The sequence below is a fragment of the Stenotrophomonas sp. OVS01A genome (genome assembly GCF_019969775.1).
In the GTDB taxonomy this organism is placed as follows: Bacteria; Pseudomonadota; Gammaproteobacteria; order Xanthomonadales; family Xanthomonadaceae; genus Stenotrophomonas; species Stenotrophomonas indicatrix.
Genome location: NZ_JAHXYV010000004.1, coordinates 137,604 through 155,679 on the forward strand (window position 1 = coordinate 137,604; position 18,076 = coordinate 155,679).

The window sequence follows — 18,076 nt, forward strand, 5'->3', positions numbered from 1 at the left end:
TTGGGTTATGGCTTGCCCTCGGTTGCCGCTGGAGGTGGCGTCTGGGTCGGCAGGCCGACTTCCACGGTGCCGCGACGTATTTTCATCCAGTTCTCGTCCTGCCAGCGCTGATAGCGGTCTGGATCCCAGTACGTGGGATCGTAGAGGCGGTCGGCTTTGATGGTTCGGCTCACGCCTCCATCCATGTAGACGATGTCGACGTTGTTGGACAGTGAGCCGGTCCGGCTCCCGGTCATCGCACGCTTGCCTCGCTGCAGCTCCGCGGCCAGGCGTGGGCGAGCCGCTGCATCGCCGTACTCATCGCGCAGCCGCAGCGCCTGCGCTCGTGCGATATCGTGCTGTTCCAACGGCAGTGCTGCCCAGTACTTGTCGCGCAGCTCGAGCATCAACGGGTATCCGCGCTCGGCCGCGACATCCATCCACGCAAAGGCCATGACCGGGTCGGCAGCACGTTTGACACCGTACCAGTACATCTCGCCCAGCAACCCCTGCGCAGGCTTGTCGGCGTAGCGGGCAGCCTTGCGGAAGTTGTCCATCGCCGCTTCGGCGTCTCCGCGTTGCAGCGCATCCATGCCCCACTGCCGGAACTTCATGTCTGGATGCCCGTCCAGGAATCCGGCGCCAAGCAGTGCCGCATCATCCAGCGGAGCGGCGGGCCCCTGGCCGGAGGCGACGGCAAGTACAGGCAGGAACAACAGGGGAATCAACAGCAGGGCGGAACGCATGGCGGACTTCCAGTTCGGCAGCAGACGTTGCCGCAGCCTAGGCAGGTAGCCGTCCACTTGTAAACGGCTGGATGCCATGCCCTACAGCGGCAGCGGTGCCTGCGCCGGATCGATCCGCCCCTCGCCACGGGTGATCTTCTTGAACTCGGCGCGGCTGACCGACACGTAGCGCTCGTTGCCGCCGATCTCCACCTGCGGGCCGTCCTGCACGGCATGGCCATGTTCGTCCACGCGCACGGTCATGGTCGCCTTCTTGCCACTGTGGCAGATCGTCTTGATCTCCTGCATCTCGTCGGCCCAGGCCAGCAGGTACTGGCTGCCCTCGAACAGCTCGCCGCGGAAATCGGTGCGCAGGCCGTAGCACAGCACCGGGATGCGCAGCTGGTCGACCACTTCGCTGAGCTGCCAGACCTGGCTGCGGCTGAGGAACTGCGCCTCGTCCACCAGCACGCAGCCCAGCGGCCCGTTGGCCTGCAGATCCTGGCTGACCCACTGCTGCAGGTCGGTGTCGCGTTCGAAGGCCATGCCGTCGGCGCGCAGGCCGATCCGCGAGGCGACCACGCCCGCGCCGGCACGGTCGTCCAGGCGCGGGGTCAGGATCGCCACGCGCATGCCGCGCTCGCGGTAGTTGTGCGCGCTCTGCAGCAGGGTGGTGGTCTTGCCGGCGTTCATCGCCGAATAGTAGAAATAGAGCTTGGCCATCGGCCGATTGTACGACGCCACCCGGCGCCGGCCGAAGCCGTTCAGCAAGCCCACCGGCCGGCGGCTGTGGCCGCCACCAACGCCCGCTACAATCGCACCCCAATGCACGGTCTCAATCCCCCCCAAGCTGCCGCCGTCCTCCACATCGAAGGACCGCTGCTGGTGCTCGCCGGCGCCGGCAGCGGCAAGACGCGCGTGATCGTGGAAAAGATCGCCCACCTGATCGGCTGTGGCCGCTACCCGGCCAAGCGCATCGCCGCGATCACCTTCACCAACAAGTCGGCCAAGGAAATGCGCGAGCGCGTGGCCAAGCGCCTGCGCGAGCAGGATGCCGATGAAGTGACCATCTGCACCTTCCATGCGCTGGGCCTGAAGTTCCTGCAGATCGAGCATGCCGCCGTCGGGCTCAAGCGCGGTTTCTCTATCTTCGATGCCGATGACGCGGCCGCGCAGATCAAGGACCTGATGTACGGCGCGAAGCCGGACGACATCGAGGACATGAAGAACCTGGTGTCGCGCGCCAAGAACGCCGGCCTGTCGCCGGAGCAGGCGATGGCCGCTGCGCGCAGCAACCGCGAGAAGGAAGCGGCCGGCATCTACGAGCGCTACCAGTTGCGCCTGAGCGCGTTCAACGCAGTGGACTTCGACGACCTGATCCGGTTGCCGGTGCAGATCCTGGAAGAGAACCCGGAGATCGCGCTGGCCTGGCGCGAGCGCATCGGCTACCTGCTGGTCGACGAATGCCAGGACACCAACGATGCGCAGTACCGCCTGCTCAAGCAGCTGGCCGGTGACAAGGGCAACTTCACCTGCGTGGGCGATGACGACCAGTCGATCTACGCCTGGCGCGGTGCCAACCCGGAAAACCTGCAGCAGATGGGGCGCGATTACCCGGCGCTGGAAATCATCAAGCTGGAGCAGAACTACCGGTGTTCCAACCGCGTGCTGCGCGCGGCCAACGCGCTGATCGCCAACAATCCGCACGAACACCTGAAGAAACTGTGGAGCGACCAGGCCGATGGCGAGCGCATCCGTGTGTGGGAGTGCCGCAACAGCGAACACGAGGCCGAGAAGGTCGCCGCCGAGATCGCGTTCGTAGCGCAGACGCGCAACGTGCCGTGGAGCGATTTCTGCATCCTGTTCCGCGGCAACTTCCAGTCGCGTCCGCTGGAAAAGGCCATGCAGCTGCTGCGCATCCCCTACCACCTGACCGGCGGCACCATGTTCCTGGAGCGCCAGGAAGTGAAGGACACGCTGGCCTGGCTGCGGCTGCTGGTGAACCCGGACGACGACACCGCGTTCCTGCGTGCGGTGCAGTCTCCCAAGCGCGAGGTCGGCGCCGGCACCCTGGCCAAGCTGGCCGAACTGGCCTCGGAAAAGGACATGCCGATGGCGCAGGCCGCCGAGGCGATCGGCGCGCTGCAGCAGCTGCCACCGCGCGCGGCCAACAGCCTGGCGCGCTTCACCGACATCCTGCGTGACCTGCGCGCGCAGACGCGGCAGATCAGCTCCGGCGACATGATCCGCAAGGTCGCCAAGGAATCGGGCCTGCTCAGCGAGCTGCGGCAGCAGGCCAAGGAAGAAGCCAGCTACCAGCGTCGCGCCAACAACATCGAAGAACTGGCGCAGTGGTTCGAGGGTGGCCCGCGTGGTGCCACCGCGGCCGATCTGGCCGGCCAGCTGGCGCTGTTGTCGCGCAGCGACAAGGACGAGGGCGGCAACCAGGTGCGGATGATGACCATGCACGCCTCCAAGGGCCTGGAATTCCCCTATGTGTTCATCGTCGGCTGCGAGGACGGCGTGCTGCCGCACCAGGTCAGCCTGGACGAGGGCAATCTGCAGGAAGAGCGGCGCCTGCTGTACGTGGGCATCACCCGCGCCAAGATCCAGCTGTGGATGAGCTACAGCAAGCTGACCCGCAAGTTCGGCGAGCATGTGCGGCTGAAGCCGAGCCGCTTCTTCGAGGAGATCCCGGCCGAGGAGATCCAGCGCGATGGCGCTGATCCGGTGGCGGATGCGGCGCGCAAGAAGGAGCGCGCGACGGCGGGGTTGGCCGCGATCGAGGCGCTGTTCGATTGAGGATCGAAAAGCCACTAAAGCGGTATTCCAATCCGTCCGATTGACGCTTCTGGCCTTGAGCCTGCATCGGGTTAAGGCCTAGTGTGAGCGCACCCGAAGTGCGCACCGTGTCTTTCATCGTGTCCAACGATATCCCTGCTGTTCTCACCCGTACCTTCCTCGGGCTGGGCCTGGTCCTGCTTGTTTCAGCGCTTCTGGCCTACGTTGGGGCCAGGCGCTTCCTCGATGGGGCGGTCATTGCCGATGGCAGGATCACCCATGTGGATGCCGTCAGCGTTGATCGCGGTGGTTCGCGCACTTCAGGGGTGAAGTTCCTGTACTGGGTGGACTTCACTACTAGCAGCGGGCAAGTGATGCGGTTCTTCGCAGGTCGTACCCGCCATCGTGCCTACATGACGGGCGATCATGTAGATGTGCTGTACCTGCCGGACCGCCCGGACAAGGCCCTGGTGCGTTCGCTCTCATCACCCTGGGGCCTGAGCGTCATACTGGGAGTGACCGGCGGCCCATTCTTGCTGGGGGTGGGAATTCTGCACCTGCCGCAGGCGGCGAGGGCATGGCGGCGCAGGCAGCTCCTTCGCCACGGGACACGGGTGCAAGCCAAGGTCCGGGCGATCAAGCGCGATCGCGGAGTATTCTCGGGGGGAAGGCATCCGTTCGTCATCGTCTGCGCCTGGCGCGATCCTGAAACCACTCGATGGCATGTCTTCCACAGTGCGTATCTCTGGGCCGATCCCCGTGCACAGGTGAGTGGGCGTGAACTGGATGTCCATGTCATGCCGGGCAATCCGCGCTACTACCATGTCGATATTTCCTTCATTCGATCAGCGCCGGCACCGGCACGCTGATCGATCAACCCGGCCAGCACCATGCCCACCCTCCTCAGATGTTTTTTGCTGTTTTTCTTTGCCGTGGGCCTGCTGATCCTTCTGGCCGCCGCCTGGCTGTTCGTGGACGTCCAGCGTTTCGCGCGCAAGGCCGTTTCCGTAACCGGAACGGTGGTGGCCGTCCAGGCAGAGGATGCCCGGTCGGAAATGGAGGGGATGCCCGCACGTGACATCACCCTGCATCGCCCGGTGGTGAGGTTCCAGACCGCACAGGGGCAGATGATTCAGTTCACCGCGTCCTTTGCTACCGGGGCACCACTGTACGTGGTCGGCGAACAGGTACAGGTGCTATATCCCGGCGGCATGCCTTCCAAGGCTCGTATCCAGCACCCGGGATTGCGCTGGGGCGCACCGCTGCTGTTGGCGCTGATGGGCATGGGGTTCTGCCTGATCGCCGCATGCGTCCATCGCCTGTGCGTGCGCTACTGGCCGATCCTGTTCGGCCAGCGTGACGGGGCATGTGGCTAGGCTGGGCATCGTAGTGGCCCACCTGGCCTGAGCGTGCTGCACGGCGGGCGCTGGCGTTGCAAAATCGAGGTATTCCTTCCGGAGCCCACCCATGCATCCCATCGAAAGCGAACGCCTGCGGCTGCGCCGCCTGGAACCAGACCGGGATGCTGCGCCGATGCTGGCATTGCTCAATGATCCAGGCTTCGTGCGCTTCATCGGCGACCGCAACGTGCACAGCGAGGAACAGGCGCGGGAGTACATCGCGCTGCGCGTGCTGCACAGCTATGCCTTGAACGGGTTCGGCATGTACGCCATCGAGCGGCTGTCCGATGGCGCCTGGCTGGGCAATGCCGGCCTGGTGCGGCGTGATGGCCTGCCGGGACCGGATATTGGCTATGCGGTGCTGTCGGAATTCGCGGGGCAGGGCTATGCCAGCGAGGCAGCGCGGGCGGTGTTCAATCACGCGCGCACGGCGCTGGGCCTGATGGATCTCTACGGCATCACCGATCTGGACAACATCGCCTCGGCGAAGGTGCTGCTGGGCCTGGGCATGCACGAGCGCGGGGTCATCCAGCTGCCGGGCATCGACAGCCTGAGCCGCTTGTATGCCACTCCGGGTGCACCGGATTGATTGCAATGCAGTGCAGTGCACTGCAGATCAAGCAGCACGGTGCATGCAGGCGGTTCGTCAGAAACGTTGCAAAATCGCCGGATAGTGAAGTTGTTCGCCCCAGGGCTTGCGCATGGTGTGCCCAACTGGTGATCCGCAATCCGCGGGATCAACAGAAGGTACGCACCCATGAAAGTTTCGATCATCACCTTCGGCCTGTTTGCTGCATTGGCCAGTGCATCCGTGTCGGCAGAAGAATCCAATGGACTACCGCTGATGATGATGGGCACGCAATCCTGCGCTGCCGCGTTCAATCAATCGGGTGCCAGCGGCTCCTGCCGCCTCACGAACGCCCAGGACTTTGGCAACAATTATTGCCAGATCACCGCCGATTGCTGCCGCCACGATGGCAGTATGGGCCATCCCCTCTATCAGGGAAGCAAAAGCAACGTCGCACGGCTGCAGAACTGCGACGGCAGTCTGAGAGTTGGTGGCTGCTGACGGCAAACACCCTGGTGTGTCGTTTGACAGATGCAAACGGCCACTCCGCCCGTCCGCGGTGGGTGCCGACCGTTGGTCGGCACTGCACCGGCAGGATATGGACGTTCAGCCGCGCAGCCCGGCCAGTTGGGCCTGCAGCTCGGCCACTGCCGCTTCCAGCTGCGCCACGCGCTCGGCCAGGCCGGGGTCGGCCGGCTCGGCGCCGCCGCCACTGCTGGCGTACTTCGCTGCCAATGCCGCGCCGTCCACTTCACCGCACAGCAGGTGCATGTAGCGGTCTTCGCGCTGGCCGCTGGCGCGCGGCAGCACCACCAGCAGGGCACGCTGCTGCAGGCGCTCGATGGCGTGGCGGGCTTCGTCGGCATCGGCGAAGCGGTGCAGGCGCTCGGCGCGGGTGACCAGTTCGCCCAGGGTCTGCGGCCCGCGCAGCAGCAGCAGGGCCAGCAGCACGGTCTGCTGCCGGGTCAGGTCCAGCGCGCTCTGCAGGCGGTGCTCGTAACGGTCGGCGCGCGAGGAGAAGTGCTGGCGCGCCAGGCCCAGGGTCTCCAGCTGGCGCAGCGCATGCTCCACGCTGCCGGCGCTCACGTTCATCACCGGCTCACGGGCGGTCTTCTGGTTGGCAGCCGATTGCGCGGCGTTGACGGTCAGCGGGTAGGTGTCCGGGGTGGTGGCTTCCTTCTCCACCAGGCAGCCCAGCAGGCGCGCCTGTACGGCATCCAGCAGCGGAACGTCGGGGGTCTGGGCAGGTTCGGTCATGGCGGCTTCCGGAAGACAACGTGTCAACCGCCAAGCATAGCCGTCCCGGCGGCGCCTTTGCCGGTAAAATGGGCCGGTATATCTGATCGCCGGTGAATCCATGCGTCGTCCCGTTTCCTTGTCCCTGACCCTGCTCGCCACTGCGGTGCTGGGCCTGTCCGCCTGCAAGCGCGTGGAAGCGCCTGCCGAAGCCGCCACCCCGCAAGCCCCGGCCGCCGCCGCCAAGGCCGACGGCGCGCTGGACGCGACCGCCAACGACAACCTCAATGCCGTGCTGTGGATGCAGCGCGCGCAGGAATACAGGGCGATCACCGAGCAGACCTACCGTGCCGCCGCTGACCATCTGGACGTTGCGCTGAAGGAAGCCCACTGGGACGCGCTGGTGCCGGAAGAGCGCGGCAACGAGGCCAAGGGCCTGAAGCCGGCCGTGGTGCTGGACGTGGACGAGACCGTGCTGGACAACTCGCCTTACCAGGCGCGCCTGGTGCGTGATGGCAAGGAATACGACGAACTCAGCTGGGACCAGTGGGTGGCCGAAAAGAAGGCCAAGGCCATTCCCGGCGTGGTCGATTTCGCCAAGGCTGCCAATGCCAAGGGCGTGACCCTGCTGTACATCTCCAACCGCGCCGTGCACCTGAAGGACGCGACCCTGGCCAACCTGCGCGAGCAGGGCCTGCCGGTGGCCGATGACAGCGTGTTCCTCGGTCTGGGCACCGTGGTTGAAGGGTGCGAGCAGGCCGGCAGCGAGAAGAACTGCCGCCGCCGCCTGGCCGGGCAGAAGTACCGCGTGCTGATGCAGTTCGGCGACCAGCTCGGTGACTTCGTGGAAGTGACCGCCAACACCAACGATGGCCGCGACGCGCTGCTGCAGCAGTATCACGACTGGTTCGGCGAGCGCTGGTGGATGCTGCCGAACCCGACCTACGGCGGCTTCGAGCCGGCGCAGTTCAACAACGATTACGCGCAGTCGCGGCAGGCCCGTCATGACGCCAAGCGTGCCGCGCTGGACTACGCGCCGTGAGCCGCGCCCCGCTGCCGCTGCGTGACGACGAACGCCTGATCTTCGCGCTGGACGTGCCTGACCGTGTGCAGGCGCTGGCGTGGGTCGACCGCCTTGGCGACAGCGTGGCGTTCTACAAGATCGGCATGGAACTGCTCGCCTCCGGTGAGTACTTCCAGGTGCTGGACGAACTGGCACGCCGCGACAAGCGCGTGTTCGTCGACCTGAAGTTCTTCGACATCCCGGCCACCGCCGCGGCGGTGATCAAGCGCCTGGCGCAGTGGCCCGTCAGCTACGCCACCATCCACGGCTGGCACCCGGCGATGATGGAGGCCTGCGCGGCTGCCAACAGCGGCGACATGCGCCTGCTGGCGGTGACGGTGCTGACCTCGATGGGCCGCCCGGACCTGGCGCAGATGGGCATCGACCGCGAGCCGGTGGAGGTCGTGGTCGAACGCGCGCTGGCCGCACAGGCCGCGGGCATCGACGGCGTGATCGCCTCCGGCCAGGAAGCCGGCCCGATCCGCGCCGCGACCGGCGCCGGTTTCTCGATCGTCTGCCCGGGCATCCGCCCCGGTGGCCCGGTCGGCGATGACCAGAAGCGCACGGTGGGTGTGGCGCAGGCGTTTGCCGATGGTGCCGATGCCATCGTGGTCGGTCGTCCGATCCGCCATGCGTCCGATCCGCAGGCTGCAGCACGGGCGATCCAGCAGGAAATCGCGACGGCTTTGGCCGCGCGCTGAGCCCCGCCCCCACGGCGGTCACGCCGGCACCACGAACGCCATCCCGTCGAATGCGGGATGGCGTTCGCATTTGTGCCTGTTGCCCTGACGCACCCGACCCCAGCCGGGAAAACTGTGCGCCGCATCGCGCTGTAAGCGTGGAGCGCCCTCTATCAATCGATGCACCAGCACGGACCGCGGCCGTGCCGGTACCAACCATCGACAGAGGAATACACGGATATGTATCGCAGCACCTCTTTGTTGTTCGGCGGCCTGTTGGCGGCGGCCATCGTCTTTCCCGCCACGGCTGCACCCCAACCCCGCGAAGCACCGCGCATCATCGGCGGCGAGGATGCCAAGCCGGGCGACTACCCGTTCATGGTCAGCCTGCAGGGCATCTCCTACGGCGACACCGACCACACCCGGCACTTCTGCGGCGGCACGCTCATCTCACCGTCCTGGGTGCTGACCGCCGCGCACTGCGTGCAGGGCAGTTCGCCCGCCTCGATCGCGGTACTGGGCAATGTCACCAGGCTGTCCACCGAACCGTCCGCGCATGCATCCAACGTCAAGGCCATCCACGTGCACCCGGCGTTCAACAGCGGCAACACGCTGGAACATGATGTTGCCCTGATCCAGCTCAGCGCACCGTTGGCCGATGCGCAGCCGGTCGCGCTGCGGTTGCGGCCCGATGCCGGCTATCTCAAGCCAGGCCGGGAGTTCACGGTGATCGGCTGGGGCGACACCGACATCAGTGAAGAACGGCTCTATCCCACCCAGCTGCAGACGGTGCAGACCCCGTTCGTGCCCTTCGCCGAATGCCAGCAGGCCTACGGAGGCGAGCTCGCACGCGGCAAGGTCATCTGCGCCGGCCGCGAAGGGATCGACAGCTGCCAGGGGGATTCCGGTGGTCCGCTGCTGCTGCGCCTGCGCGAGGGCTGGACCCAGTTCGGTGTTGTCAGCTGGGGCGAAGGCTGCGCGTTGGCCGGCCACCCCGGCGTTTATGCCCGAATCGCCGAAAAACATGCCGTAGATTTCATTGAAGCAGTCTGGCAACGTGATTGATTCAATAAAATCAATGAGTTGAATGACATTTCATCATGTGTTGCGTTAACTTTACGGGCAGCGTAGGATCGCCGCCATCCGGTCTTCGGGCCGGACATGCGCCACAACACTGTCCACCGGCCTTGCGCCGGTTTGAAGAGCCTGCGATCCCTGTGGTCCGGGCTCTTTTTTTATCCGCCGGGTGCGGCAAGGGCCCATCGGCGCGGGGCGTGGATCCACCGCGCAGTGCGCGCCATGGCAGAAACCGTGACGCCCCGGCTTGCCGCTGTCACGTCGCAGGCCGCAAGATGCGGACCGGTCCGGGGAGTCCGATTGCATGAGCGTGGTAATGCGAGGAAGGTCTGCGCGGGGATGGGGGCTGGCGGCCATGCTGCTGCTGGCCATCGCCGCGTGCCGTGAATCCGGCAGTGATCCGGCCGCCGCGCCGGCTGAACCTGTCGCTGCGGTACAGGCGATGGCGCAACGGCTGGCCGAGGACGACCTGGTCGGCTATGCAAAGCTGTCGGTGCCCCCCAGCCAGTACCAGCGCCTGCAGCAGGCCTGGGCCGACGGCCACAGCCAGTGGCCGCTGACCGGACTGCCGCTGGGCGACCAGCTGCTGCCGATGCTGGCGGCGCTGCGTGAGCCCGGTGCCAGCGTGCAGCTGCAGCGCAGTTTCGACCGCCAGCTGGCCGGCCAGGCCCGTGCCGTGCGCCAGGCCGCGCAGTCGATGGGCAACTTCGGTGTGCAGTACCTGCGGCACCAGAAGGGCTATACGCCCGGCCAGCAGGCGCACTACATCCAGCTGGTGCAGACCCTGGCCGCCTGGGCGCAGGATGCCCCGATCAGCGACCGCGCCAGAGCCCGCAGCAGCATCGCCGCCCTCGTCGGCGCCGCCGCCCAGGTGGGTTTCCAGGACGATGCCGGTCTGCAGGCCGCAGGCATGGAAGGCAGCCTGCAGCAGCTGGCGCCGTTCATCCACACGCTGAAGGCGGTGCTGGCCAGCTATGGCCTGGGCGTGGACGAGGCGCTGCGCAGCGTGCGCGGTGAGCTGCTGTCGGTGGAGGGCGACAATGCCCTGGTGCGCCTGCAGTACGAGCTCGCCGGCCGCGCGATGACCGTGCAGGTGCCGCTGAGCCGGCGCGAGGGCCACTGGTACCTGACCCGCACCCTGGCCGATACCGATGCCCTGTTGCGGCAGGCCGATGCGGCGCGCGCTGCTGCCGCTCCGGACCCTGTGCCCGCCCCGACAACCGATGGGGAAGCGGCAACGCCATCGGCTAAGCCATAATGACGTCGATGTCGAAACAGAACCCGCTGCCGTTCCCCGGCGAAGAATCCCAGCCGACGCCCGCCGACACGGCGCCGGCGTCCCCCTCGACCGACGCCGGCACGCCGCCGGCGGCGACGCCTGTGCACGCGCGTCCTGCCGGCCGCCGCCCGCTGTGGGCGCGCCTGCTCGGGCGCCTGGTGGAACCCTGGCTGTCGCTGAAGATCGAGCCGGAAGACCCGGGCCAGTACAACGATGGCCGCCCGGTCATGTACGTGCTGGAAGACTACGGCCTGTCCAACGCGCTGATCCTGGACAAGGCCTGCCGCCAGGCCGGCCTGCCGTCGCCGCTGGTACCGCTGGCCGGTGACCCCACCGGCCGCAAGCGCGCCTACCTGGCCCTGTCGCGGCGCAGCTCGAGCAACTCGCTGATTCCCGAGCAGCGCGGCGCCAAGACCCATTCCGATTCGCTGGCCAAGGTCCTGCAGGCCCATCGCGTGCGCGACGACCTGGATGTGCACCTGGTGCCGGTGTCGATCTTCGTCGGCCGCGCCCCGGACAAGCAGAGCGGCTGGTTCGCCGTGCTGTTCTCGGAAAACTGGGCGCTGGTCGGCCGCTTCCGCCGCCTGCTCGGCCTGCTGCTGAACGGCCGCAACACCATCGTCCGCTTCGCACCGCCGATCTCGCTGCGCAGCACGGTCGACGAGGGCCTGGAGCCCGAGCGTACGGTGCGCAAGCTGCAGCGCGTGCTGCGTACCCATTTCCGCCGCATCCGCGAGTCGGTGATCGGTCCTGACCTGTCGACCCGGCGCCTGCTGGTGGACCAGGTGCTGGCCGCCGAGACGGTGCGCGAGGCGATCGCCTCGCAGGCCAAGCGCGACAACAGCAAAACCAGCGATGCCTGGAAGAAGGCGCACGCCTACGCCTGGGAAATCGCCGCGGACTATTCCAGCCCGGTGGTGCGCTCGGCCAGCTTCATGCTCAGCCATGTGTGGAACCGCATCTACGCCGGCGTGCTGGTGCACCACCTGGACAAGTTCAAGGCCGCAGCGCCGGGCCACGAAGTGGTCTACGTGCCCAGCCACCGCAGCCACATGGACTACCTGCTGCTGTCCTACCTGCTGTACGACCGCGGCATCGTGCCGCCGCACATCGTGGCCGGCATCAACCTGAACCTGCCGGTGGTGGGCACCCTGCTGCGCAAGGGCGGTGCGTTCTTCATCCGTCGCTCGATCCGCGGCAACGCGCTGTATTCGGCGGTGCTGAGCGAGTACGTGGCGCAGCTGGTCGCCGGCGGCTATTCCATCGAGTACTTCGTCGAGGGCGGGCGCTCGCGTACCGGCCGGTTGCTGCAGCCCAAGGGCGGCATGATCTCGATGACCCTGCGCGCGTTCCTGCGCCAGCCGCGCAAGCCGGTGCTGTTCCAGCCCATCTACATCGGCTACGAGAAGCTGATGGAGGGCGGCAGCTACCTGGATGAACTGTCCGGGCGGCCCAAGGAGAAGGAATCGATCTGGCAGCTGCTGTGGGGCATCCCCAAGGTGCTCAAGCAGAACTACGGCCAGGTGGTGGTGAACTTCGGCGAACCCATCGCGCTGAACGATGTGCTGGCCGAGAAGGCTCCGGAGTGGGGTGGCGAGGCGGTGTCCGAGGACGAGAAGCCCTCGTGGCTGTCGACCACCGTCGATACCCTGGCCGAGCGCATCCAGGTGCGCATCAACGGCGCGGCCGACGTCAATCCGATCAACCTGCTGGCGCTGGCCCTGCTGTCCACGCCCAAGCATGCGATGGGCGAGGCCGACCTGATCGCGCAGATCGAGCTGTGCAAGACCCTGCTGGTGGAAATGCCGTATTCGGGCCGGGTGACGGTGACTCCGCATTCGCCGGAGCGGATCATCGCCCACGCCGAAGAGATCAACGTCCTCACCCGCATCAAGCACCCGCTGGGCGACGTGCTCAGCGTCAGCGGCGATACCGCGGTGTTGCTGAGCTACTTCCGCAACAACGTGGTGCACCTGTTCACCGCATCGTCGTGGGTGGCCTGCTGCTTCCAGAACAACCGCCGCATGAGCCGCACCGGCCTGGTGCAGCTGGGCCGCACGGTGTACCCGTTCCTGCAGGCCGAACTGTTCCTGCCGTGGACCGAGGACGAGTTCGCCCAGCGCATCGACCAGACCATCGACGTGTTCGTGCGTGAGGGCCTGCTGCAGAACGTCAACGAAGACGACGGCGGCATCCTTGCCCGCAACACCGGGCAGACCGACGAAGTGTTCCGCCTGCGCGCGATCGGCCACTCGCTGCAGCAGGCATTCGAGCGCTACTACATCGCCATTTCGGTGCTGGTGAAGAACGGTCCGGGCACGCTCGGCGCCGCCGAGCTGGAAAGCCTGTGCCAGCAGGCCGCACAGCGCCTGAGCCTGCTCTATGCACCGGCCGCGCCGGAGTTCTTCGACAAGTCGCTGTTCCGCGGCTTCATCCAGAAGCTGCGCGAGCTGCGCCTGGTGTGGCCGGACGAGAACAGCAAGCTGCTGTTCGACGAGCGCCTGGACGCCTGGGCCAAGGATGCCAAGTTCATCCTCGGCCGCGAACTGCGCCACACCATCGAACGGGTCAGCCCGGAAGCGGCGCGCCCGGACGAACCGGCACCGCAGGATTGAACCTGCGACGACTGTCGGTCCTGGCCGCGTTGATCGCGGCCGGAGGCCTTGCGGCTACTTCGGCGCAGGCTGCAGAAGCCTGCGTGGACGACAACCTGCCCGGGCGCCTGGCCGATGCGCCGGTGCGCCTGTGTATCGAGGCCGGGCAACCGGTGCGCTACCGCTTATGGTTGGCCGGCGAGGTGCGCATCAGCGGTGATGAATCCGCCGCTCGCCAGGGTCTTGCCGGTGACTGGTACGGGCACCCGCTGGGTCTGCGCTGTTCCGGTGCCGACAACGTGCGCCGCTGCGACCTGACCGTGGACGGTGAGGCGGCCTGGAGTGCGGAGCTGGCCCTGCCGCGTTGATGCAGGCCCCCATCCACGCATGGCGTGGATCTACCGGGACTTCCCGGCATGGCGTGGATCCATAGGCTGCCGCTGTGCCATCGGCGTTCGGGGCGGCGTAGGCCAGTAGATCCACGCCATGCGTGGATGGGCCACCGGTTACGCCGGTTCGTCCGGAATCTGCAGGCTTTCCAGCTTGGTGATGCAGTCCTTCAGCTGCAGCTTGCGCCGCTTCAGGCGCTTGAACTCCAGCTCATCTTCGCCGTTGGCGGCCATGCGCGCGATCTGTTCATCCAGCGACCGGTGCTCGGCGCGGAGGGCGACGAGGTGTTCGACGATTTCGGCGGGGTTGTAGGTGTCCACGGTCTCCGAGCATACACAGCGACGATGACTGCCGGGAGAGGGGAATCCCGACCCCGGGTCCGGGCTGCCACAAGCCGGTAGAATGGCGCCATGTCCGCCGTGATCTCCCTGCCCGATCCCCCGCAGCGCGTTCCGCGCGATCCGCGCGTGGACGGGCTCGGGGCGGACAAGCTGGGCAAGCGCCTGCGCCGCCAGGTCGGCCAGGCCATCGCCGACTTCGGCATGATCGAAGCGGGCGACAAGGTCATGGTCTGCCTGTCCGGCGGCAAGGACAGCTACACCCTGCTGGACATGCTGCTGCAGCTGCAGAAAAAGGCGCCGGTGCCGTTCGAACTGGTGGCGGTGAACCTGGACCAGAAACAGCCGGGTTTCCCCGCGCACGTCCTGCCGGAGTACCTGGCCGGGCTGGGCGTGCCGTACCAGATCATCGAGCAGGACACGTATTCAGTGGTCAGCCGGGTCATCCCGGAGGGCCGCACGATGTGTTCGCTGTGCTCGCGCCTGCGCCGTGGCGCGCTGTACAACCACGCCAAGGCACATGGCTTCAGCAAGATCGCACTGGGCCACCATTGCGATGATGTGGTGGCCACGTTCTTCCTGAACCTGTTCCACCACGCCAAGCTGGCCGCCATGCCACCGAAGCTGCTCAGCGACGATGGCCAGCACGTGGTGATCCGCCCGCTGGCGTACGTGCGCGAGCACGACATCGCGCAGTACGCGCAGGCCCGCCGTTTCCCGATCATTCCCTGCACCCTGTGTGGCAGCCAGGAAAACCTGCAGCGTCGGCAGGTCGGCCTGATGCTCAAGCAGTGGGACCAGGACCATCCGGGGCGCATTGAACAGATCGCACGTGCAATGGCCGACGTGCGACCTGCGCAGCTGGCCGATGCCGCCCTGTTCGATTTCATGGCCCTGGGCCGCCGTGGCGATGCGGCGCATGCCGATGCCTGGCCGGCCGACGCAGTTCCCGAGACGCCTGCCGTTTAAGGTCGGGCGCCCTTCTTCTTCAGACACCGGAATTCCATGTTCTTTCGCAACCTGACGTTCTTCCGCTTCCCGACTGCCACTGATTTTTCCGAAGTCGACACCCTGCTGCCGCACGCCCTGCTCAAGCCGGTGGGCGCACTGGAAATGAACTCGCGTGGTTTCATCTCGCCATTCGGCCGCGAAGAGAAGGAAGTGCTCTCGCACCGCATTGCCGAACACCTGTGGCTGACCGTCGGTGGCGAGGACAAGATCCTGCCCGGCGCGGTGGTCAACGACCTGCTCGAGCGCAAGCTGGAGGAGATCGAAGAGAAGGAAGGCCGCCGCCCCGGTGGCCGCGAGCGCAAGCGCATGAAGGACGACCTGCTGCATGAACTGCTGCCGCGCGCCTTCGTGAAGTCCTCGCGCAACGATGCTTTCATCGACCAGCTGCACGGCTATGTGGCGGTGGACACCTCCAGCCGCAAGACCGGCGAATACTTCATGTCCGACATCCGCGGCCTGCTCGGCAGCTTCCCGGCGATGCCGCTGAACGCCGAAGTCGCGCCGCGTTCGATCCTGACCGGCTGGATCGCCGGCGAGCCCCTGCCCACCGGCTTCAGCCTGGGCGAGGAGTGCGAGATGAAGGACCCGGTGGAAGGCGGCGCGGTGGTCAAGTGCCAGCACCAGGAACTGCGCTGCGACGAGATCGACAAGCATCTGGATGCCGGCAAGCAGGTCACCAAGCTGGCCCTGGTGTTCGAGGACAACCTGTCCTTCGTGCTGGGCGACGACCTGATCGTGCGCAAGCTGAAGTTCCTGGACGGCGCGCTGGACCAGCTGGAACATGCGGACGAAGACGGCCGCCGTGCCGAGTTCGACGCCCGCTTCGCCCTGCAAAGTGCGGAGATCCGTCGCCTGTTCCTGCTGCTTGAAGAAGCCTTCAAGCTCAGCAAGGCTGACTGAACAGGCAGGCCGTCGGCCGCCGGTCATCCGGCGGCCTCGCACGGCGCTATGCTGGGACCATGAGCCGTCTGCTGCGCCGCCTGATCTCGCCGGTCCCACCCGCCACCGTGCAGCGCGACACCGTTCGCCTGCGCCTGGAGGATGTCGAGATCGAGATACTGCGCGTGCGTGATCCGCGCGCGCGCCGGATCAAGCTCAGCGTCGATGAGCGCGGCGCACGACTGACGTTGCCGCCGCGTGCCAGCCTGGTGATGGGCGAGCGCTTCCTCGAACTGCATCGCGAATGGCTGGGGCTGCAGCTGCGCCACTACCAGGGGCATGGTCTGCCCGCCGCGTTGCAGCCCGGCGTTGAAGGGGTGCTGCCGCTGCGCGGCGAGTTGTTGCCACTGCGCTGGCAGGAAGGCCGCTACGCGCGGCTGGAAATCGACGGGCACGGTGCCTGTGTGCAATGGCCGAGCCGGGGCGGCGATGCGACCCTGCGCCGCCTGCTGCGCGAATTCTACGAAGCACAGACCCGCGCCGATGTCGGCCGCTGGTTGCCGAAGTACCTGCCCGGCCTGCCGCGCGCGCCCAGCCGCCTGCGGTTGAAGGTGATGTCCTCGCAATGGGGCTCGCTGGCCCCCGACGGCAGCATGGCGCTGGACCTGGCACTGGTACTGGGCCGTCCCGCCGCCTTCGAGTACGTGCTGGTGCACGAACTCTGCCACCTGATCCAGGCCAACCACTCGCCCGCGTTCTGGCACGAAGTGGAACAACGCTTCCCCGACTGGCGCGAGCAGCGCGACTACTTCCAGCTGGAAGGGCGACGCCTGAAAGCAATGCTTCGGCAGCTGCTGTAGCGCTGTGATTTTGTAGAGCCGAGCCATGCTCGGCTATCGCGCACGGCGTGGATATTCAGCCATCGCGACCAAGAGCAGCCGAGCATGGCTCGGCTCTACAGAAGCGCGCACAGCGCGCGACCCGCTTTGCTCCTGCTCTTCCTTTTCTCTTCCGTGTCAGCACGGAAACTGTCTGAGGTCGGGCGGGTGGGCCATGCAGGGGCGTTGGCGCCATGGATGGCGCCATCGAGCTTACATGGATGTACTTGCAGCGTCCCCTGCATGGCCCACCCGCCCGGCCAAGCGCGGCTTTTGATTGTGCCCCTGCGCCACGAGGGGCTCAGCCGTTGGCCGCAAACCTCATCGACCCGCGCGCAAGACCGCCGCCTCCGCCCACCGCGCCGCCACGCGCGGTGCAGTGATGCATACCGCCTGATCGGTCACCGTGGTCACCGCCCGTTCCAGCAGCTGGATGTCCGCTTCGTGCTGGCGCGCCACGTGCGGATCCTCGAAGAAGATCGCGCGCTGGCAACGGCCTTCCAGCACGCGGTCGGCAATCTGCGCATCGCCGCCCATCGGGCCGCTCTGGTAGCGCGTCACCCACGCCGCATCCGCTGGCCAGCCACGGCTCCAGGCCAGCTCGTTCAAGCGCTGGCCGGTGGTACCGGTGGCGACGCGCTCGCCGAAGCGCGCCAGCACGTCGAAGTGTTCATCGGCGAACGCCAGCATCGCCGGCTTCATCGCATCGTGCGCGATCAACGCCAGCGTCTGCCCTTCGAATGCATGCAGGTCGTTGGCGCCTGTATCGGCAGCCAGGCCAGCATGGATGCGCTCCACCTCGATCCAGTCGCGGGCGGTGGCCACGGTGGAAATGAAAGGCTTGCCGTGGATCACGCACTGGCGCTTGAGCGCGGTCGCCTCGGGGAATACCGAGGAAGGGTCCACCGGATCCATCAGATAGATCGCACCGTCCAGCGTACGCTCGGCGCCCATGCCCACCACTTCGGCCACCAGTTTCATCAAGCCGCCGTCGCGACCGTAGGGATAGCGCTGCAGGCCGTCGTAACCGGCAAGGAAGCCGTTGCGCTGGATCGCGTCGTGGGTACGGCCGACCGCACACAGTGTCACGCCCAGTTCGCGCATCCCGGGTTCGCTGGCGCGCAGCCAGCGGAACAGTGCCGCGCGCGCGTCGTGGTGATGGAGACGGTTGGCGGCCAGGCCGATGCGCATCGAAAGC

19 protein-coding genes are annotated in these 18,076 nt (G+C 66.7%); 14 read left to right on the plus strand and 5 right to left on the minus strand.

Annotation, left to right across the window (positions count from 1 at the left end):
• Positions 1-5 precede the first annotated feature (5 nt).
• Together LC407_RS15325 and LC407_RS15330 are read right to left on the minus strand one after the other, a co-directional pair.
• On the minus strand, positions 6-725 hold the full coding sequence (locus tag LC407_RS15325; RefSeq protein ID WP_025875444.1) for a sel1 repeat family protein: 720 nt from the start codon (positions 723-725) through the stop codon (positions 6-8).
• 81 nt (positions 726-806) lie between these two features.
• Positions 807-1,427, minus strand: coding sequence for a thymidine kinase (locus LC407_RS15330; protein WP_025875442.1), 621 nt, complete (start codon positions 1,425-1,427; stop codon positions 807-809).
• Between the two features lie 102 nt (positions 1,428-1,529).
• On the opposite strand from LC407_RS15330, the gene LC407_RS15335 reads away from it, so the two are divergent.
• The 5 genes from LC407_RS15335 (at position 1,530) to LC407_RS15355 (ending at position 5,954) form a co-directional block, all read left to right on the plus strand.
• Positions 1,530-3,506 carry a UvrD-helicase domain-containing protein gene (locus LC407_RS15335; RefSeq protein ID WP_025875440.1) on the plus strand — a complete coding sequence of 659 codons (1,977 nt, stop codon included), beginning with the start codon at positions 1,530-1,532 and terminating at the stop codon, positions 3,504-3,506.
• Positions 3,507-3,589: 83 nt separating this feature from the next.
• Complete coding sequence (locus LC407_RS15340) at positions 3,590-4,354, plus strand: DUF3592 domain-containing protein (RefSeq protein ID WP_223483139.1); 765 nt, start codon at positions 3,590-3,592, stop codon at positions 4,352-4,354.
• A gap of 21 nt (positions 4,355-4,375) precedes the next feature.
• Positions 4,376-4,861, plus strand: coding sequence for a DUF3592 domain-containing protein (locus LC407_RS15345; protein WP_081323674.1), 486 nt, complete (start codon positions 4,376-4,378; stop codon positions 4,859-4,861).
• Between the two features lie 91 nt (positions 4,862-4,952).
• A complete protein-coding gene (locus LC407_RS15350; RefSeq protein WP_059063099.1) occupies positions 4,953-5,474 on the plus strand; it encodes a GNAT family N-acetyltransferase in 522 nt (173 codons plus the stop codon).
• A 168-nt stretch (positions 5,475-5,642) separates the two neighbouring features.
• The gene (locus tag LC407_RS15355; RefSeq protein WP_223483140.1) at positions 5,643-5,954 is read left to right on the plus strand and encodes a hypothetical protein; all 312 of its coding nucleotides are present in this window, start codon (positions 5,643-5,645) and stop codon (positions 5,952-5,954) included.
• Between the two features lie 105 nt (positions 5,955-6,059).
• On the opposite strand, the gene LC407_RS15360 is transcribed toward LC407_RS15355, so the two are convergent.
• Entirely contained in the window at positions 6,060-6,710 is a 651-nt protein-coding gene (locus LC407_RS15360; protein WP_223483141.1) for a DUF480 domain-containing protein, read from the minus strand.
• A 100-nt stretch (positions 6,711-6,810) separates the two neighbouring features.
• Between LC407_RS15360 and LC407_RS15365 the strand changes: the two genes are divergently transcribed.
• The 6 genes from LC407_RS15365 to LC407_RS15390 all read left to right on the plus strand — a co-directional run bounded on the left by LC407_RS15365 (position 6,811) and on the right by LC407_RS15390 (position 13,750).
• Positions 6,811-7,731 carry a 5'-nucleotidase, lipoprotein e(P4) family gene (locus LC407_RS15365; protein WP_025875432.1) on the plus strand — a complete coding sequence of 307 codons (921 nt, stop codon included), beginning with the start codon at positions 6,811-6,813 and terminating at the stop codon, positions 7,729-7,731.
• The gene (gene pyrF / locus LC407_RS15370) at positions 7,728-8,453 is read left to right on the plus strand and encodes an orotidine-5'-phosphate decarboxylase (RefSeq protein WP_025875430.1); all 726 of its coding nucleotides are present in this window, start codon (positions 7,728-7,730) and stop codon (positions 8,451-8,453) included. Before LC407_RS15365 ends, pyrF begins: the two co-directional genes overlap by 4 nt.
• A 219-nt stretch (positions 8,454-8,672) precedes the next feature.
• Positions 8,673-9,497: a serine protease gene (locus LC407_RS15375; protein ID WP_033832669.1), complete on the plus strand. Its 825-nt coding sequence runs from the start codon at positions 8,673-8,675 to the stop codon at positions 9,495-9,497.
• A gap of 316 nt (positions 9,498-9,813) precedes the next feature.
• A complete protein-coding gene (locus LC407_RS15380) occupies positions 9,814-10,767 on the plus strand; it encodes a hypothetical protein (protein ID WP_025875426.1) in 954 nt (317 codons plus the stop codon).
• Positions 10,767-13,403: a glycerol-3-phosphate 1-O-acyltransferase PlsB gene (plsB, locus tag LC407_RS15385; protein ID WP_025875424.1), complete on the plus strand. Its 2,637-nt coding sequence runs from the start codon at positions 10,767-10,769 to the stop codon at positions 13,401-13,403. Before LC407_RS15380 ends, plsB begins: the two co-directional genes overlap by 1 nt.
• A complete protein-coding gene (locus tag LC407_RS15390) occupies positions 13,400-13,750 on the plus strand; it encodes a hypothetical protein (RefSeq protein WP_218788257.1) in 351 nt (116 codons plus the stop codon). The genes plsB and LC407_RS15390 overlap by 4 nt, the downstream gene beginning before the upstream one ends.
• Positions 13,751-13,888: 138 nt before the next feature.
• On the opposite strand, the gene LC407_RS15395 is transcribed toward LC407_RS15390, so the two are convergent.
• Positions 13,889-14,092: a YdcH family protein gene (locus LC407_RS15395; protein ID WP_032978412.1), complete on the minus strand. Its 204-nt coding sequence runs from the start codon at positions 14,090-14,092 to the stop codon at positions 13,889-13,891.
• Between the two features lie 90 nt (positions 14,093-14,182).
• Here LC407_RS15395 and ttcA point away from each other — a divergent pair, with 90 nt between their 5' ends.
• The 3 genes from ttcA to LC407_RS15410 are packed head-to-tail and all read left to right on the plus strand — an operon-like array spanning position 14,183 to position 16,860.
• A complete protein-coding gene (gene ttcA, locus LC407_RS15400) occupies positions 14,183-15,079 on the plus strand; it encodes a tRNA 2-thiocytidine(32) synthetase TtcA (protein WP_025875419.1) in 897 nt (298 codons plus the stop codon).
• A 36-nt stretch (positions 15,080-15,115) separates the two neighbouring features.
• Complete coding sequence (locus LC407_RS15405) at positions 15,116-16,021, plus strand: recombination-associated protein RdgC (protein WP_025875418.1); 906 nt, start codon at positions 15,116-15,118, stop codon at positions 16,019-16,021.
• 59 nt (positions 16,022-16,080) lie between these two features.
• A complete protein-coding gene (locus tag LC407_RS15410; RefSeq protein WP_059063103.1) occupies positions 16,081-16,860 on the plus strand; it encodes a SprT family zinc-dependent metalloprotease in 780 nt (259 codons plus the stop codon).
• A gap of 339 nt (positions 16,861-17,199) precedes the next feature.
• Here LC407_RS15410 and LC407_RS15415 read toward each other — a convergent pair whose 3' ends face one another.
• Positions 17,200-18,069: a methylglyoxal synthase gene (locus LC407_RS15415; RefSeq protein WP_223483142.1), complete on the minus strand. Its 870-nt coding sequence runs from the start codon at positions 18,067-18,069 to the stop codon at positions 17,200-17,202.
• Positions 18,070-18,076: the final 7 nt, after the last annotated feature.

Excerpts from the sequence above, each read along its gene's own strand:
- LC407_RS15325 (WP_025875444.1), bottom strand. The coding sequence starts at position 725 with ATGCGTTCCGCCCTGCTGTTGATTCCCCTGTTGTTCCTGCCTGTACTT.
- LC407_RS15330 (WP_025875442.1), bottom strand. The coding sequence starts at position 1,427 with ATGGCCAAGCTCTATTTCTACTATTCGGCGATGAACGCCGGCAAGACC.
- LC407_RS15335 (WP_025875440.1), top strand. The coding sequence starts at position 1,530 with ATGCACGGTCTCAATCCCCCCCAAGCTGCCGCCGTCCTCCACATCGAA.
- LC407_RS15345 (WP_081323674.1), top strand. The coding sequence starts at position 4,376 with ATGCCCACCCTCCTCAGATGTTTTTTGCTGTTTTTCTTTGCCGTGGGC.
- LC407_RS15350 (WP_059063099.1), top strand. The coding sequence starts at position 4,953 with ATGCATCCCATCGAAAGCGAACGCCTGCGGCTGCGCCGCCTGGAACCA.
- LC407_RS15355 (WP_223483140.1), top strand. The coding sequence starts at position 5,643 with ATGAAAGTTTCGATCATCACCTTCGGCCTGTTTGCTGCATTGGCCAGT.
- LC407_RS15360 (WP_223483141.1), bottom strand. The coding sequence starts at position 6,710 with ATGACCGAACCTGCCCAGACCCCCGACGTTCCGCTGCTGGATGCCGTA.
- LC407_RS15365 (WP_025875432.1), top strand. The coding sequence starts at position 6,811 with ATGCGTCGTCCCGTTTCCTTGTCCCTGACCCTGCTCGCCACTGCGGTG.
- LC407_RS15375 (WP_033832669.1), top strand. The coding sequence starts at position 8,673 with ATGTATCGCAGCACCTCTTTGTTGTTCGGCGGCCTGTTGGCGGCGGCC.
- LC407_RS15380 (WP_025875426.1), top strand. The coding sequence starts at position 9,814 with ATGAGCGTGGTAATGCGAGGAAGGTCTGCGCGGGGATGGGGGCTGGCG.
- plsB (WP_025875424.1), top strand. The coding sequence starts at position 10,767 with ATGACGTCGATGTCGAAACAGAACCCGCTGCCGTTCCCCGGCGAAGAA.
- ttcA (WP_025875419.1), top strand. The coding sequence starts at position 14,183 with ATGTCCGCCGTGATCTCCCTGCCCGATCCCCCGCAGCGCGTTCCGCGC.
- LC407_RS15405 (WP_025875418.1), top strand. The coding sequence starts at position 15,116 with ATGTTCTTTCGCAACCTGACGTTCTTCCGCTTCCCGACTGCCACTGAT.
- LC407_RS15410 (WP_059063103.1), top strand. The coding sequence starts at position 16,081 with ATGAGCCGTCTGCTGCGCCGCCTGATCTCGCCGGTCCCACCCGCCACC.
- LC407_RS15415 (WP_223483142.1), bottom strand. The coding sequence starts at position 18,069 with ATGCGCATCGGCCTGGCCGCCAACCGTCTCCATCACCACGACGCGCGC.